The sequence below is a fragment of the Pseudolysinimonas sp. genome, from assembly GCF_044239695.1.
Classification (GTDB): Bacteria; Actinomycetota; Actinomycetes; order Actinomycetales; family Microbacteriaceae; genus Pseudolysinimonas_A.
This window is the reverse complement of sequence record NZ_JBIIAW010000008.1, coordinates 35,806-50,631: the sequence shown is the minus strand read 5'-3', so window position 1 is coordinate 50,631 and position 14,826 is coordinate 35,806. Positions and strand designations below refer to the sequence as shown.

At 64.0% G+C, this 14,826-nt stretch carries 16 protein-coding genes; 8 read left to right on the top strand and 8 right to left on the bottom strand.

The annotated features are described in order from the left end of the window. Positions 1–9: 9 nt before the first annotated feature. The 4 genes from ACILQS_RS02650 to ACILQS_RS02635 form a co-directional block, all read right to left on the bottom strand. A complete protein-coding gene (locus ACILQS_RS02650) occupies positions 10–1,704 on the bottom strand; it encodes a hypothetical protein (protein WP_395638548.1) in 1,695 nt (564 codons plus the stop codon). A 77-nt stretch (positions 1,705–1,781) separates the two neighbouring features. Beyond that, complete coding sequence (locus ACILQS_RS02645; RefSeq protein ID WP_395638547.1) at positions 1,782–2,282, bottom strand: hypothetical protein; 501 nt, start codon at positions 2,280–2,282, stop codon at positions 1,782–1,784. Positions 2,283–2,566: 284 nt separating this feature from the next. Beyond that, positions 2,567–2,704 carry a hypothetical protein gene (locus ACILQS_RS02640; protein WP_395638546.1) on the bottom strand — a complete coding sequence of 46 codons (138 nt, stop codon included), beginning with the start codon at positions 2,702–2,704 and terminating at the stop codon, positions 2,567–2,569. A gap of 278 nt (positions 2,705–2,982) precedes the next feature. Continuing rightward, positions 2,983–3,945: a hypothetical protein gene (locus ACILQS_RS02635; RefSeq protein ID WP_395638545.1), complete on the bottom strand. Its 963-nt coding sequence runs from the start codon at positions 3,943–3,945 to the stop codon at positions 2,983–2,985. A gap of 163 nt (positions 3,946–4,108) precedes the next feature. Here ACILQS_RS02635 and ACILQS_RS02630 point away from each other — a divergent pair, with 163 nt between their 5' ends. The 3 genes from ACILQS_RS02630 (at position 4,109) to ACILQS_RS02620 (ending at position 6,489) form a co-directional block, all read left to right on the top strand. Beyond that, positions 4,109–4,360, top strand: coding sequence for a hypothetical protein (locus tag ACILQS_RS02630; protein ID WP_395638544.1), 252 nt, complete (start codon positions 4,109–4,111; stop codon positions 4,358–4,360). Between the two features lie 402 nt (positions 4,361–4,762). Next, entirely contained in the window at positions 4,763–5,059 is a 297-nt protein-coding gene (locus ACILQS_RS02625; RefSeq protein WP_395638543.1) for a hypothetical protein, read from the top strand. Positions 5,060–5,487: 428 nt separating this feature from the next. Next, on the top strand, positions 5,488–6,489 hold the full coding sequence (locus tag ACILQS_RS02620) for a hypothetical protein (protein WP_395638542.1): 1,002 nt from the start codon (positions 5,488–5,490) through the stop codon (positions 6,487–6,489). A gap of 76 nt (positions 6,490–6,565) precedes the next feature. Here ACILQS_RS02620 and ACILQS_RS02615 read toward each other — a convergent pair whose 3' ends face one another. The 3 genes from ACILQS_RS02615 to ACILQS_RS02605 form a co-directional block, all read right to left on the bottom strand. Further along, a complete protein-coding gene (locus tag ACILQS_RS02615; RefSeq protein ID WP_395638541.1) occupies positions 6,566–9,172 on the bottom strand; it encodes a DEAD/DEAH box helicase in 2,607 nt (868 codons plus the stop codon). A 221-nt stretch (positions 9,173–9,393) separates the two neighbouring features. Continuing rightward, positions 9,394–9,867 carry a hypothetical protein gene (locus tag ACILQS_RS02610; protein ID WP_395638540.1) on the bottom strand — a complete coding sequence of 158 codons (474 nt, stop codon included), beginning with the start codon at positions 9,865–9,867 and terminating at the stop codon, positions 9,394–9,396. A 65-nt stretch (positions 9,868–9,932) separates the two neighbouring features. After that, entirely contained in the window at positions 9,933–10,427 is a 495-nt protein-coding gene (locus ACILQS_RS02605; RefSeq protein WP_395638539.1) for a hypothetical protein, read from the bottom strand. A 265-nt stretch (positions 10,428–10,692) separates the two neighbouring features. Between ACILQS_RS02605 and ACILQS_RS02600 the strand changes: the two genes are divergently transcribed. Next, positions 10,693–10,974, top strand: a complete 282-nt coding sequence (locus ACILQS_RS02600) for a helix-turn-helix domain-containing protein (RefSeq protein WP_395638538.1) — start codon at positions 10,693–10,695, stop codon at positions 10,972–10,974. Positions 10,975–10,985: 11 nt separating this feature from the next. On the opposite strand, the gene ACILQS_RS02595 is transcribed toward ACILQS_RS02600, so the two are convergent. After that, entirely contained in the window at positions 10,986–12,377 is a 1,392-nt protein-coding gene (locus ACILQS_RS02595) for a hypothetical protein (protein WP_395638537.1), read from the bottom strand. 121 nt (positions 12,378–12,498) lie between these two features. Between ACILQS_RS02595 and ACILQS_RS02590 the strand changes: the two genes are divergently transcribed. The 4 genes from ACILQS_RS02590 (at position 12,499) to ACILQS_RS02575 (ending at position 14,821) form a co-directional block, all read left to right on the top strand. Further along, the gene (locus ACILQS_RS02590; RefSeq protein ID WP_395638536.1) at positions 12,499–12,993 is read left to right on the top strand and encodes a hypothetical protein; all 495 of its coding nucleotides are present in this window, start codon (positions 12,499–12,501) and stop codon (positions 12,991–12,993) included. A gap of 496 nt (positions 12,994–13,489) precedes the next feature. Further along, complete coding sequence (locus ACILQS_RS02585) at positions 13,490–13,777, top strand: hypothetical protein (protein WP_395638535.1); 288 nt, start codon at positions 13,490–13,492, stop codon at positions 13,775–13,777. Continuing rightward, positions 13,777–14,025: a hypothetical protein gene (locus ACILQS_RS02580; RefSeq protein ID WP_395638534.1), complete on the top strand. Its 249-nt coding sequence runs from the start codon at positions 13,777–13,779 to the stop codon at positions 14,023–14,025. Before ACILQS_RS02585 ends, ACILQS_RS02580 begins: the two co-directional genes overlap by 1 nt. Positions 14,026–14,239: 214 nt before the next feature. Further along, positions 14,240–14,821: an MT-A70 family methyltransferase gene (locus ACILQS_RS02575; RefSeq protein ID WP_395638533.1), complete on the top strand. Its 582-nt coding sequence runs from the start codon at positions 14,240–14,242 to the stop codon at positions 14,819–14,821. The last annotated feature ends 5 nt before the right edge of the window (positions 14,822–14,826 follow it).

Below are 14,826 nucleotides of genomic sequence, written 5' to 3'. Positions count from 1 at the left end.
GGGCCAATTTCATTGCTGAGACCAAACGTCGGCAGAAGGCTCGCCGGTCTCCCACTTGAGCCGATTGACTATCTCGGCCAAGAACGCGTCGCCGGTTCGAACCCGGTCTCGAATCGCATTCGCAACGCCGGTCGCCTCAGCCGTAAGGATTGCCGCGTCGACACCGCCGACCCTAGACACGATCCGATCGAACACCCGCCCGCTTTGACGGGCGACTTCCTCAACACGTTCGTGAGCACAGTGCGGTGCGCAGAGCCGAGGCGCCCAGTCTTCGAGTTGCGCAAGCAGCTGTCGGAAGCGCTCCGCTGTCCATTCATTCTGGGTCGTCCTGATCCACTCCATCAGTTCCTGACGATCCGGAATGCCTTCATCGCAACGCTTCAGCAACTCGGAGTCGGGTGACCCCGCAACGACCGCTTCGACATCCTCCGGCGAGGCCTTCATGGGATCGAGTCCGAAGATCGTTCGGAACACGACGCCGGTCGCGGCCGACAGCGGCAGCTTCGCCTTGTACTCCTCGAAGGGCTCGCTCAAAATGCTGGGGTCATCCGACGCACGCTGCAGGAAGCGATCCAATTCCTTCAGGCCGTAGGTGATCGCGTTCGCCTTGCTCATGCCCGTATTCCGTTGGTAGCTGCTGGAGGCACCTCGAGCCGCTGACCACGCCATGCGATACAGATGGCCGAGCGCGAACCGCTCAGCGCCCTGGGTGGTCGTGGTGCGCAGAGCCTCTTCGTGCTTCTCGGTGAGGTTGGGCAGGTTGTGCTCCTGCAACATCCAGACGAAGTAGCGGGCAGCTTCCTCAGCCACGAGCCGAGCCGCGAGCGACTGAAGTTCTTCTCGCTCGGTCGACCACAGACCGGGCAGCGCGATCCTTAGCCGAAGCGCGTCGGCGAACTCTTCCAGGCGCTCCGGTAGAGACCCCTCCCCGGGGAAGAAGAAGCGAGCCTTTGCGACGTAGATGCTGCTGGTGAGGTCGTCACCCTCCCAGACGAACGCATCTGTCGGAGAGGTCGGATGAACTTGCAGCAGCTCGGAGTGCCAGGCGGCAACGAAGAGTTCTCGACCCATTGACTCGTTCGGCGCGATCGTGCCGTCGCCATAGTGAATGGGATAGACGAGCCCGCCTTCATCGCCTACCGCGTGAAGCACGGCCAGCGCACCAACTCGTGCGGTGATCGATGCCTGATCGAGCAGGTACTCGCCGCTGTCCGACTCGACCGAATAGCGGGTCTCGATAGCCTCTCGACGGCGCAGTTGCAAGTGCTCTGCGGCTTCGCGTGCTGAGCGCTGTGCGTCCTCCTTCTCCTTCTGCTGTGCTCGCTTTGCCAGCGATTCGGGTTTCAGGAGGCTTGCCGCTCGCTCGTCGATGGACGAATTGCAGGTGCGGCACTCGGGGTCTTTCCCGGCCTGAACGTCTGCGACGGTTTGGCGCGAACTCAGCGTCAGCGGTGCGCTGCATGACGGGCACGTTCGGTCGAGGAGTGTTGCCGTTCCGCCGGCCGCGGCCGCGACGTAAGCAACCCCGCTCCAGTACTTGTGCGGAATCTCGCCTGACTTTATGCGCCAGACTGGAGCGTGCGAGTCCGGGTCGAGACCCTCCAAGTCCCAGTAAGCCTGGAAGACCTCCTGCAAGTCGGGTGGCGCATCCGAGCGCGCCTCAGTCTGAATCGTGAAGTCCGGTTCTTTGAGCGGAGAGGCCACGGCGCATTCCCTTGTCGAGTGGTAAAGGCAGGGTAATGGCCCCGACCGTCCTCGCCATTCAGGCATTCGGGTCCCTGCTAGGACTCCTCGTCCTCTGGCAGGGTGACCCACCCGGTATCTACCCAGCCGCTCGACGCTGACCACCTGACGCAGCGGTGTCCGGTCGTCGTGCACCCCACCCAAACATGGTCGACCCCTGGAGGGAGCTGCGGCGGCGCGAGGTGTGCGTCGAAGTCGTGATCCGCTCGGAGGCTCCGCCGCATGCTCATGGAGCTTCCGAACGTGGCCCAGATGAATATGTGGCGCTCGCGAGCAGGGACGGCGAGGAGCTTCTTCGCGACGTCGGGGTTCTGTTCCAAGACGCGGTCGACCCAGGCGGGCAGCGAGATCGAATCGGTCCAGGTGTTCCAGCCCTCGGAGGTGATGTAAATCAGGTCGGGCTTGCCGAGCGTCGGCTCCGCGTACTCCACGCCAAGCGCTCGGAGCCCGTCCGAGACACGGTAGAAGACCGGACCCTCTAGCCGTTCGCGCGCGAGCTGCTGAATCAGCGGCTCGACGTGAGCGCGAAGCGTGGCCACGTCGCTAGCGTGACGAACCGCGACGTACCATCCAGGGCCAAGCCCCGGTGCGTCGAGCAAACGGCCCTGCTTCTTCAATGCATGTTGCTGCCGGAGGAAGTCGACATCCTGATCTGAAACGACCTCCATTGGATAGGACTCGTCACCGTCGCGAATCAGCGCGTCGGGAAGCGAGGGCGCGCGTCCGTCATCCTCTCGATCGACGCGAAGGCCCGTCCCAAACGAGACCACTCGACGCGCCAGCGCCTCCTCCAGCCCTTCAGGGCGGGCGCGGCGAGTCCGACTCAACGACCCATGCCTAAGGCGGTGAACTCGGCGACGTCAAGCTCGCAAGCCCGGACCTCACCTAGCCGAATCATCGCGGCCACCACCTCGGGATCGTCGTCCGCGAGTTCGCCCTCGCCAAATTCAAACTCATCCACGACGTCAGAATGCCACTCGCCAGAGACGCGCCGCGCCCTTCTTCAACAGAGAGCGTGCGGCCGGGCCTGCCGCGACGCGGTTCAGAACGAAGGACTGCGATTACGCCAGCCGCGACCGCCGCGGCTATTCCGAGATACCCGAGCACGAGTCCTGCCATCGCGAGGCCGCGACCACTGTCGCGCGAGCGCGCCGCAAACTACGGTCAAGGGATCGGGCGATCTGATGCGCCCGTGTGGGCGTCCGCCCTCATCCCTGATCCGTGGGCGGACGCCCGATCTCAGTTAGGGAAGCAGCGACCGGCGAGGCGGAACAGCATGCGCTCGACCTGCTTGATCAGGGGCTCGACATCTTCCACTTTGTAGCGGTACGGGTGGTGCCGGATGTCGTTCAGTCGCGCCCCGACCGTCGCTGCGGTCGCGAAGGCGTGCCGCTCATCCTCGGCCAGTCCCGACCTAGCTGCCACGGCGTAGCCGCGCGCACTCCAGGTGACGCGCGGCTCTCCACTTCGCATGTCGAGGTACAGCGCCCCCTGCGGCTTGGCGATCATTTCCACGACGATCTCCCGCCTCGGCACGAGAATCTCGAGAAGGTGATCCAGCAGCTGGCTTGCGAAATAGGCGGCACTGCCGACGGGCTGCAGGGGTGCCGCGAGCGCCGCGAGCATGGCTTCACGAAGCTCGGGCAGGTCTCCGCGGAGGACGGCCAGCCACTCAACGACTCCCATCCGGCGCGGTCGACCGGGACGACCAAGCCAGAGGTGTGGGAAGTCGGGAACGTTCAGCCAAGTCGAGACGCGGAGCGCATCGCTCAGCTGGGCGGTGACGGAGTCCGAGATCCCGGCGATGAGCTTGCTCAGCTCGGGCGTCATGACCTGCTCGGTGATCGCCTCGGCGATCCCGCTCAGGTGTTGCATCTGCGCGAAGGGTGACCGGATGCCGAGCTGCTCGAAGGTGAGATTGAAGACCGGCGACCTCGCGACGACGTCCTTCATGAGGAGTTGCACCGCGGGGGTGGGATTGGCCAGGCGCATCACGTCAACGGCAGCGTTGAGGTTCGCGAAGAGCTGAGGCGTCACCGGCTTGATCGCCTGGGCGGCAACGATCGCCGACGCCTGCATCCGTTCGATGTTTGCGACGATCGCCGGGCGAGCCGCGACGAGGTCAGCGAGGTGACGACCGCGGTCGAGGAAACGCGCCATCTGGTCGCTCTGATCGAGGTGGTTCTCCATCGCCTTGAGCACGGCGACCGGAGCGTCGCTACCGAGCACTTACCTACCTCCTTGGGAACGAAGCTGATCAGCGTAACTCCGCGCTACGACGAGAGGGCGAACGCTTTGGCGTGTCGGGGAGTCAGATGTAGTGTCTCACATCACTCGAACAAAGTTTCGACTGGTGGAGGGTGCCGTGAATGATTCCGTCTGGCTTGCGCTGAGCGACACCGGCCAGCCGACTGCCATGACATGGAGGGACGTCGAGTACCAAGTCACCGATACGCCGACCCGGCTCGAGGAAGACTGGTTCTTCGTCACGCACGAACCCCCGTGCCCGTTCGGCTGGCGATTCCAGGGGCGTCCGCTCGGTGGTGAGAACCAGATCTTCGATGTGCGCTTCGACCAGCGTTTGGAGCGGTGGTTCGTGGCTCGCACCTATGCCTGAGCAAGTCGGCAAGCCCTGGGAGGTCCGTCGCCGCGCTCCCTCCTCGTCGGTGCCGAAGACCGACGGTTTCGTAGGGCCGGCGCCGCGGCGCCGGGAGAGTCTTGGACACGTTGTGGAGGAACTTCGAAGGCGAGGTGAGTTCGAGGTCCGCGGCGAGGGCGGGCAAACTGGTCGGCTGGATCACGACTCTCGCCGATCGATATCAGGCGCTCGGGTTCGCTTCATGTCACGATCGGCCAGTTCCGTGAAGACAAGCGATCGGCGGATGGTGCGAGATACCGCCCCGCCTCACACTGGGCCTCAGCCGTCGAGCCATCTGCTCCGGCGCCTCCTCACCGCGCTGCGACTCCTAGGGGAACCACCCGGTTCGCCGGTCGCACGTAGGAGAGGAGGTGGGTCGCCATGAGCGATCCCAACGCATTGCCGGGGACGGGCTACGACCCCGGCGAGATGATTCGCCCGCTGTCGGTTCGCATGACCGAGAGCGCTCGCGCCCAGCTTGAGATCCTTGCGGATCTCAACGCTCGGAGCGTGACCGAGGAAACGCGCCTGGCGCTCGAGTATTGGATCGAGAAGTCCAAGAGCGATCCGAAGGTGCTGGAGCGCGCCGAGCAGGTGCGCGCCAAGATCGAACGTGAAGCCGCCGCCAAGCGCGGCGCGATCGAGTCGATCTTCCAGGGCCGCTCCGAAGGGTGGTGATAAGCCGCCTCGCGCACGCGCCGACAAGGCGGAGTAGCCCTATAGCCCGGTTCCCTCCCGCTCGCGCGGTCGAGGGGACCGGGCGCTTCTCATTCGAAGTGGAAGTCTCCATACTTGTCCCGGCGAATCGCAGCCGAGCTCTCCCGATCGCCTAGGGCTAATCAGTTCTCCGGCACCGGGTTCAGCGCTTGTGCATGATCGCCATTGTTCATCAACCGCCACGTGTACGGTCACGGCTGTGATGGACGACCTGGCCGCAATCGGTGTTCCCAACTGCCCAGTCGACCTGATGCCCATGGTGATCCTCGAGGACCGTGGCCCGCTGCGCTGGTTCTGTCCAGTGTGCAGGACGCCACGAATCGCTTGACAAGAATGGTGCCGCTTGCGCCGTATATCTTCACGGCGACGCGCTTGCGGACAATGGTGTCGTGCTGCGGATCTACCTCGACCAGAACAAGTGGATCGATCTTGCACGGGCCGCAACCGGGCACCCCAGCGGGAAGGCATTCACTGAGGCTCTAGCGTTCGCTCGAGCCGCGATTGCTACCGGGTCGGCGTCGTTCCCGCTCGACTTCTACCGCTATTCCGAAACAACGAAGCGCGCCGATCCGCGATCACGGAACGACGTGATCGACGTGATGCTCGAGCTATCCCGACATCATACGATCGCTCTCGCTCGAGACGCTCTCCCCGCGGAAATCGACTTTGAATTGAACCGTCGCCTCGGCCGTCCCGAAGTCCCGAGGCGGTCCGAAGTCTTTGGCCTCGGACTTCGGCACGTGCTGAAGGATCGCCTTGACCTGCCGCGGCCCGATCTCAGCAGGCTTGACGACGCCAGCAAGGCGAAGATTCTTGGCCGCGAGCTGGACTTCGAGCGAGCATTCCAACAGGTCGTCGAAGAAGAGCTGTTTCGGAGGGGCTCCGACGCGCTACAGGCTCCCGAGTTCGTCAAGACGATCGCCTCGATCGATGCAAGGTACGCGGACCATGAGACCTTGATCAGGTCGGAGATTCAGAGGAGGGGGCTGACCGGCGAGCTGCTCGAAGCGGCCGTTCGCGCCTCCGATCTCGGAAGCATCCAGGGAGAAGTCATAGAAGCGCTTGAACGTGTGGGCCTCACGTGGGAAGAGTTCGTAGGAGAACTAACCCCCTCGTTTGTGCAGTCGTTCATGGATAGCTTGCCCACGAGGCATGTAACCAATGTCATGCGATCGGCGAAGCTGCGTCAGTGGGAGCAGCAATGGGAGCCCAATGATCTCAACGACCTTCTCGGCCTGCCGATCGCGGCGGTGTACTGCGACGTTGTGGTGACCGAACGGCAGTGGGCGCATCGTCTTCGCGTTGGCAAGATCGACGAACGCTACGGCACTGTAGTGCTCAGCAATGTGGCTGACCTCGTACCCATCCTTCAAGGTGCCAGTGATAGGTGAGTCCAGGCGACTGCAAAGACCGCTATGGACAAGGGAGCCCTCCAGCGGCGACGACGGCGGAAAGGCGGAATCCCGGCTATTGCGCCATCGAATTGATCGGCTCCCGAGTAAGGCGCTCGAGGACTTGTGAAGGCAGCACTCCGCGATGGCGGAAAACGGATCCCGCGAGGTCGCGGAGCTGCGCTTCCGTGAGACCTTGACGTCTGGCGAGGAGATCAGTCCAAGCGGAGGCGACGTCGTGGGCGATCTCCTGAAGGAGCAGGGGCGCGGCGAAGTGCACGTGACTCTCGGCGCCCACGACTCCGTCGTGGTGGATCCCCGGCTTTGGTGAAATCAGGATGGTCGCGCTCTCCGGCGGCGCCATCGGGACAGACCTGTCGCCGGCAAGCAAACGAAGTTGATCATTGGCCTGACGCACATCGTCATGCGGGACGACACCGCTGGCGACGTGGTCGCTCTTTGCCTCCAGCGCTAGCCACAGTTCGTTATCCCAGAGCCAGACCGAGTCGCAGCGACCGCTCGGGGCGGGTTTGTATGCGGTCGCGCCCAACAGCTTTCCGAGGTCGGTAAGTGCCGGTTCGTACTGGCCGGGTGAGGTCGCCTGCAGACCGGCGTGCATCTCCCCGACCATTCGAGAGTGGCTGCCCTGGTTCACGCCGCTGGCGAGTTTCGCTGCGATAGCGGCCACCGCGACCGCGTCGGGAGCTTCCAGCGCCGAAGCAGGCATCGCTGGGAATTGTGCCATCTCGCGAACCCACGATCCGAGTCCCATCGTCGCCTCGGCCTGACGGACCAGGGCGTCGGCGGTCGCTCGACCCGTCGCGTCATTCGTCTGTTCAGCTGCTTGGTCGGTCCACACTGCAGCGAGATACAGCCAGTACGAACGATAGCCGCGCGTCTCGTTGCCACCCTCGCCAACAATCCTGGCCGCCTCCAACGCATTGGCGGCGGCATCCGCCCAGGCACCGGCGTTCGCCGACGCCCAAGCGCGAACCTCAAACTCGACAGCTGCCGTTAGGGCGGCGGACCCGGGCGGCGACTGCTGCGGCATCTCACGCCGGTAGTCCGCGAGGGCGGGCTCGGCGAGGGTGCGCCACTGATCGTCGGTGCCTTGACTGAGGAAGGTGGTGACGTTCTCTAGAACATCCGCGGCGCTCTGTGCAGCCTGGGAATTCTCGCGGCCGAAGCGGATCTCCGCCTGCAGCTCCGAGTCAAGCGCTCCGAGAGTCTCGGGCCGTCCGAGATAGCGAGATAGCGCAGGATCCTTGATCAAGACGAGCGCGATATCTCCTGGTCCCCGCGTGCATCGGCCCGCCCCTTGGATGATTCGAGTCCGTACTCGCTCCGCGAGGATCAAGGACGCCCGTGCGCGTCCGGCGAAGAAGCGCTCCTGCAGGTTGTCCTGATCGGGCAGGCCCGCCATCACTACGAGGCGACAGGCGTCACCCGGGAGGTCGATCCCGTCGTAGCGACCAGCAAGTCCGCACATCCCATTTGTGAGGTTGGCGAATGGCGTCATGCTTTCCTCGACATCGCCAATACCGAGCACCGGCCAACCAGGCTGAGCTAGGTCAGTCGCTTCCTTCATGGCGCGTTCGGTCTGCGGTGAAAGCACCAGCGCCTTCCCAGCCTGCTGAACGACTGACTTCGCGAGCGAGTCCGAGTCGATATCTTCCGCGAGTTCGGGGAAGACGAAGAAGCGACGCCCGTAGCGCGGAGCGGCGGATCCTTCTGGGAGTGACAGCTTGATCATCCCGGTACGTCCGAAAGCTCGCTCCAGCTCGCCGCCGCCCCCGAGAGTTGCCGACAGGTAGAGCCGTTGGCGGGCGCGGCTAAAGAGCGGGTTTTGGAAGGTCGGCGGGATGAACGGGCGAATCAGTATGCCGTTGTAGGCCACATACACCAGGCATGACGCCAACCCGCTACCGATCATTGCGTAACTGAACTTCTCAGGCCCATCGAGCCCAGCTAGACGCGTCCCAAGAGCTCTGACCATGCCAGGTTGTCGAAGCGGAATGACCAGACGCACGATATCGCCAACGCTCGGGTCGGGCTGCGGCGCACGAAGTCGCTCCAGGAAGACACCGTCAAGTGCGGGCGCGACAGCCTCGAGGATCTGGTCGTAGTCGTCATTGTGCACCCAGCCGCCATCCTGGCGAAGAGAGCGCCTAATGCTGACGGCGTACTGCTCGCCAACGTACTGCTCGCCGGCGTGTGCATCGTCAAACAAGATCACGGCTGGTTCCGCAAGGTGCGGGTTCGAATTGAAGATCGAGCTGTAGGTCGTGATTGCGATCGCATCCGTGGCTTCGTACCGATCCTGCGCGACCGGGTCCCAACTGGTGTAACGACCGATCAGCAGCGACGCATCGATCCCCTCGCGATAAGCCGACGCTGCCACCTGGCGTGCAAGCTGCTTCGTCGGGGACGCGTAGACGACGCGCTCGCGGCGAGTGCGTCGCGACCATTCTGCGACCAGGAGGCCGGTCAGGGTCTTGCCTGTGCCCGTTGGGAGTTCGAGCGCAACGTCCGGGTCGGATACGTGACCGACGTAGTCACGCAGTATGTCTGCTTGATGAGACCACAGCCCTGGAACGGCCCCGGGTCGTCTCGGGAGGTCCCTGTAAAGATCTTCGGGGGACGCGTAGCTCGGTGCGCCCGCGGGGGTTCTGATGAGTGCCACGTTGCCTTCGTTCCCTGGGAGTAACGGACTCTCAATTGTCGCGCATCGATCCGATGGTTACGAGAAACTCCGCTGTGAAGCAGATGGCCCCGGCGCGCAAGGTCCCCCACCACTCCACGCCGTCCAACTCCTTAACCACGCGCCTCCTCAAATGGAGAAGCGCCCCGCCGGCGGATCAGGGATGCAGACGGGGCGCTTCAGATTGGAAGTATGGCAGTCGCCTACTTCGGCGAGAGAACGTATTGCACGCTGTAGAAACTCTGACCGCTCGGGATGTTGACGTAGTAGCCGTAGACGTAGTTGAGCTTGTAGGCGGTCGACTCGAGGAACACCGAGTGCGCCGTCGGCCCGTCGACCTCGTTGTCTTGAGTGACGACGAAGCCCGCACCCTGGAGATCAGCGAGGCCACGCAGGGCGATCCCCAACGCAGCCTGATCGTCGGTCGGCGCGACGTTGAGCATGATGTACCAGCCGGTCGAGTCGTGCTTCCCTTCCCACACCTCTCCTGCCAGCATGGGCACCTCGGCCGGCCACGCGTTGGGATCGACAGCTGGCTCCTCGACAGTCGGGACATCGATCTGGGGCGCGGTGTCTACCCCGGGCTGACTCCCGCAGCCGCTGAGCAGGGCGAGTGCCGCAAAGGCAGCGATGACGACGGGACTTCCTCCGAGGAAGTGTGAGCGGATGGTGCGCATGGCGACCTTTCGACGTGGGCGTGTGATGGTCATGGCTTCCTTTGGCGGGGTCGGAATCGAGAGGTCTAGAGCAGTCCGAGAACCGCGACGGCCACTGCGTCGAGTTCCGGCCTTTGGATGACGAAGCTGGCGCCACGAACCGTCACGGTCGATGTCCCGCTGCTCACCCAGATGTCGTTGGAGAAGTCGTTGTAGTAGGCCGTATGCGCACCTGAGATATCGACCGGGTCGTAGTTCGCAACCGAGACAGAATCAATCGGCTCGGTAGAGATTGCGATCATGAGGACATACCAGCCCGCGGACTGCTTGCCGAATCCGCAGTAGTACGAGCCGTATTGCCCGAAGCTGGCGTTCGGCAAGATGTCCGCTTCGTCGAACTCGCGATCGACGAGCGGACCGACCAGGCTGGCCGAAGGGCATTGACCCTCTATTAGAGTTGCCGGCTCCTGTTCTGATGGAGATGTCTCAGCAGGGGCACTCGTGGCCTCCCCTGTAGCGGGAATATCGGGGTTGCCCGGCAGCTGAGCGGCTGAACAGCCGCTGAGGAACAATGCGAGCACGAGGGCCGTTCCGAGCCCTAGGCGCCGGTTGACCGTTCTCGAAGGTGATTCGCCTGCGCACGAGGCCAAGCGACGGTGAGCTTTCCTGATAAGCGGCATTTCTGGTGGCACCCTTCTCTTCTGCGCGCGCGATTCGAGTCGCAGCCACTTTTATGAGGCCACCTAGACCATGCCAGCCCTGCCCGGCTTTGGGAAGCCCAGGCTCGGCAGAACTAGCCACATTTTTGAGGCCAACCCGAAGCCCGCCGCCACTGAGGCTGGGACGGTGCGTTCGAAGCGGTCAGCCAGCGGGTGGGCGGAGTTCGCCGTCGCTCTCGGTCGCGAGATCCAGCGCGCTCGCTCCAACGCTCAGCTGAGCCAGGAAGACGTCGCCTACCGGGCCGGCCTCAGCCGCTACACCTTCCAGCGACTGGAGAAGGGTGAGGCCTCCCCCGGCGTGCCCTCCAACCCGTCCCTCCAAAACGTGATGGCGGTAGCGCAGGTGCTCGGCATCTCGATCGACGAGCTACTCCCCAAGAAGACTCCAGACCTGACCGCAGGGCGCTGAACAACGTCGATCTATCGCTCGACTGCTCGAACGACAAATTCGACCACGTAGGACTCACCCGGATAAAGTTCGCTCGCATCATCGAGCAACCGCCCACCAGCGGGCAAGAACACGTTCTCGACACCTGCGTTCGTTGGGCCCCCACCGAACGGCACGCTCTTGATACCTAGGGTCGTCTCATCGATCTCCAGCACGACCCCGCTCATGGCGTGAATTGAGGCGCCGTCGTAGACCGTCCCGGCGTTCTCCGAACTGAGCACGGCGTAGAGATCGTAGGTGCCTTCTCTCCGGCCCACGTCGATCGAGAGGCGCGGATCTCGTATCGCCCGCTCCTGGTTCTCTCTGCCGCTCGAGCCTCCTGCAGCGGAGTTCGTGACGTAAACGCGCATCTGGAAGACTTGGCCCGGGGCCGCCCAGACATTGTCACTCCATGCCGTCGCGCTATCGTCTTCGATGTTGCGAAGCAAGACGAAGTTGCGTTCGTCGCCTACCTCACCGTCGATGCGGCTATTGAACGCGGGCGAAATATCGTCAGCGTTCTCGTAGAGTTCGCGCTCCGGTCCCCAACCCGGCGTCCAGTCGCTCGGCCGCGGACTCGGCGCGGCGGTTTCGGAACTAACGGGGCGAAGATGCACATCGGTACTCGCTGCCGCCATCAGTGAGATCGTTCCGACGACCATCAGAGTCAGAATTGCCGCGACCACAGCGACGCCCACCGCCACCAATAGCACACCTGCTAGCCGCCTCGGTACTTGAAAGGTCAGCGGCAATGCTTGTTTCGCGGCCGAGCTTGAGGCTGCTCTGCCCAGCAGCCGATCAACGTATCGCCTGCGAGCGACGGCGCTTCCAACGAAAGCATCTAGGTCCCGACTCAAGAGGCGCGCGAGTCGCTCGCGGTCGTCACGTCCCGTCTTTTCGGTGACGACGGGCAACCGCGGATCACCGCGTCGAAAGCGCCGGACCTGTGTCGCAGCCCAGCGGCCCCTCACGCCCTTCGAAGCCATCAGGGGGCTAGTGACGTCAGTCGTAGCCCACAACTCGAGACGGTCCCGCTCGTCGGAGGGAGTACCGGGGTCGCCCTCAGCATTACCCAAGTAGAGATAGGCGCGGATGCCCACTCGGTCCGCCTCGCGCACGTGGCGCTCACTCGGCGTCATGCGGTCGTTGACCTGATCCAACTCGCTCCCGAACGCGAGAACGCTCCGGAGGAAGTCATCGAGTCCGTCCTGTCCGATGGCGATCTGCGACCGCCTCGGCACCCAGGAGAGGATAAGGGCCACAAGGCCCGAGCAGGCGTGCGGGGTGAATTCAGGGTTGTGCGCCTGTTGATCCTTCCCGAAGAGAACGTCAAGGTCGCGCTGCGCCGCGAGGACTAGCGACTGCGAGTCGTTCTCTGCGGGCACGAGCCGATGATATTGCGCCATGGCTTCTGCTTTTCTGGTTTCGCTTCAATTGTCTTGACTATTCCTCATGTTTGTGATATAAACATGGATGGGGATTGGCCTACCTCTGAGGAGGCTGATCATGCAGTTTTCGATGGCCCAGCGGGCCGCTTACCAGTTCTGGAAGTCGCTTGACGGCGACGGCGAGCCACGCGAGTCGGTGCTCATCCTGCGGGATGCAGCGGCGACCACCGGCAACGCGAGCAACGAGCTCAAGTACCTGTCAGACTGCCTGCACCTCTGGCTGCTGACGGGTGCGGCGCACCACAGCACGGGAGGCGACTACAGCCTCTACATGCAGGCGGTTGCGATCGCCTGCGCTGAGTTCGTCGACCACCCGAACGCTTTCGGAACCGACGTGGTTGGGATCTTCCGGCCAGCGTTCGTTCCGACCGAGAGTCGAGAGGAGCGGATGTTCGACGCGGACTACATCACAGGTGAGTCCCAGTCCTACGTCGTGCCGCTCGCGATCCAGCCGGAGTTCTACCGCTACACCGCCGCTCTTGATAGGGCGGCAAGGGTCGAACAGATCGTGCGGTTCCTCCTTCAACCCGAGGAATACCGCGACCGCATCTAGCATCCAAGACCGTCCAATTCACCCGCCGATCCCCACAAGCCCCGGTTCGCAAGGACCGGGGCAAAAACATTCCGACGAGATTTCCGACGGCGTATCGACGTGTTTCCGGCGCTCCAGACGCGTGGTTTGACACCAACCAACCACGCTTCCGACGCTGCTCAAAAGTTGCCGACGAACTTGCCTTCCAACCTCGGTCACGGAGCCCGCATGGTGGTGACCGCAGTAGTCGAGGAGGTAGCACCGCATGAACACCCCAAGGGCGCGCGTCACCCGCGAGCCGCCGATGTCCCCACGAGAACGCGCCGCGCATGAGGCCCGGATGGCCGACATTCGAAGAATCTGCGACCGCTGGTGTCCGCCGGAGGTGATGCCCGGCCCCGACGAGGCTGACGACCTCCCCTGATCCGCAGGCGAGGGCCGACCTGTCCTACCAGGCCGGCCCTCCGTGGACACCCCGACCCACCCGTCCCGATCAAAGAACAGAAGGGAATCAGAAGTGAACGAAATCATCCTGCGCTCCCAAGGCGTCTTCGGCCAGTCCAGCCGGGCGCTGGCACGGCGCGTCGACGCCGAGCTCCAGATCGTCGCCGCTCGGAGCGAGATCGCCCAGGCCAAGGAGATCGCGCACGCCAGCACGGTCGCCGCTGCGCTGACGAACCTCGATGCGATCTCCGGCCTCGCGGAGTCGACCGCCAAGGCACATCCGGCGTTCGCCAACGAGGCGGCCATGCTGGTGCGGGGCTACGTCACCGCCGCCGCGCTCCGGTCTAACGGCTTCAAGTGATGCTCGACCGACTGGCCTGGGTCGTCGGTACGCTCTCACCGCGGGTGAGGGCGCGCCGACGCCACCAGGCAGAACTGCTGCGCATCCGCGCCGAGTCCCTACGAGACCGAGCTGAGCTTGACCGCCAGGCGGCCATCGCCCGGACAGCCCTGCTCAACCTGTCCCGCCGCCGCGCCTTCTTCGATGCCGCCTCCGACCCGGCCGCTCGGGCCGCCCTCCCGCCCGAACCCCGCGACCCGGCCCAGTAGCCGATGTCGATTCCACAACGCGCCCACGGGCCGCACAGCCGCTTCCCGTCCGCCCGTCCTGACCTCCGGGGCGAGCCGTCCGGTCGCGCCGCCGATCGGGCCGGGCGGGGAGCGACCGGCGGATCAACCGACGAACCGATCTACGGCTCACTAAGTGGGCTTCCCGAGCCTGTCGTGGCTCGCCTCTAAGCACCGGAAGCGAAAGGAGCGCCCCATGACTCATCAACTGAATCCGCTCGCGCGCGTCGCCCTCGTGGATCCGCCGTGGCAAGGCAGCAACGCTGAGAAGCACTACCGCACCGAATCGCTCGACTGGATCAAGGCGCTGCCAATCGCAGACCTCATGCACGCCGACAGTTGGTGCTTCCTCTGGATCACCGGGGGCATGCTCTGGCATGGTCCGGACGTTCTGCGGGCTTGGGGCTTCGAGCCCGTCAAGCCGCCAATGATCGTCTGGTTCAAGGGGTTCACCGGCACTGGCCAACCGCTCCGAGCATCGACTGAGTACCTGCTTCTCGGTCGGCGTGGTCGCCCCGGCTACGCCTTCAAGGGTCAGCCCACGCACCTGATCGCCCCGCGCGCTCGACACTCAGAGAAGCCCGCGGAACAAATCGCCCTCATCGAGCGATTGGTCGGCGGCGACGGTCCCTTCATCGAAATCTTCGCCCGCAAGCGCCCCTCGTCCTCTAAGCCATGGCGCATCTGGGGGTTGGAGGCAGAAGGCGGCAGCGACTTCGCGATGCCCGGCCACCCGCTTCCCAACGATCCTGAGCACCGCGAGGAGCTCACCGAATGAAAGGA

Bases quoted from the DNA above. Each gene is read 5' to 3' on its own strand.
- ACILQS_RS02610 (WP_395638540.1), bottom strand. From the start codon at position 9,867: ATGCGCACCATCCGCTCACACTTCCTCGGAGGAAGTCCCGTCGTCATC.
- ACILQS_RS02580 (WP_395638534.1), top strand. From the start codon at position 13,777: ATGCTCGACCGACTGGCCTGGGTCGTCGGTACGCTCTCACCGCGGGTG.
- ACILQS_RS02575 (WP_395638533.1), top strand. From the start codon at position 14,240: ATGACTCATCAACTGAATCCGCTCGCGCGCGTCGCCCTCGTGGATCCG.
- ACILQS_RS02590 (WP_395638536.1), top strand. From the start codon at position 12,499: ATGCAGTTTTCGATGGCCCAGCGGGCCGCTTACCAGTTCTGGAAGTCG.
- ACILQS_RS02625 (WP_395638543.1), top strand. From the start codon at position 4,763: ATGAGCGATCCCAACGCATTGCCGGGGACGGGCTACGACCCCGGCGAG.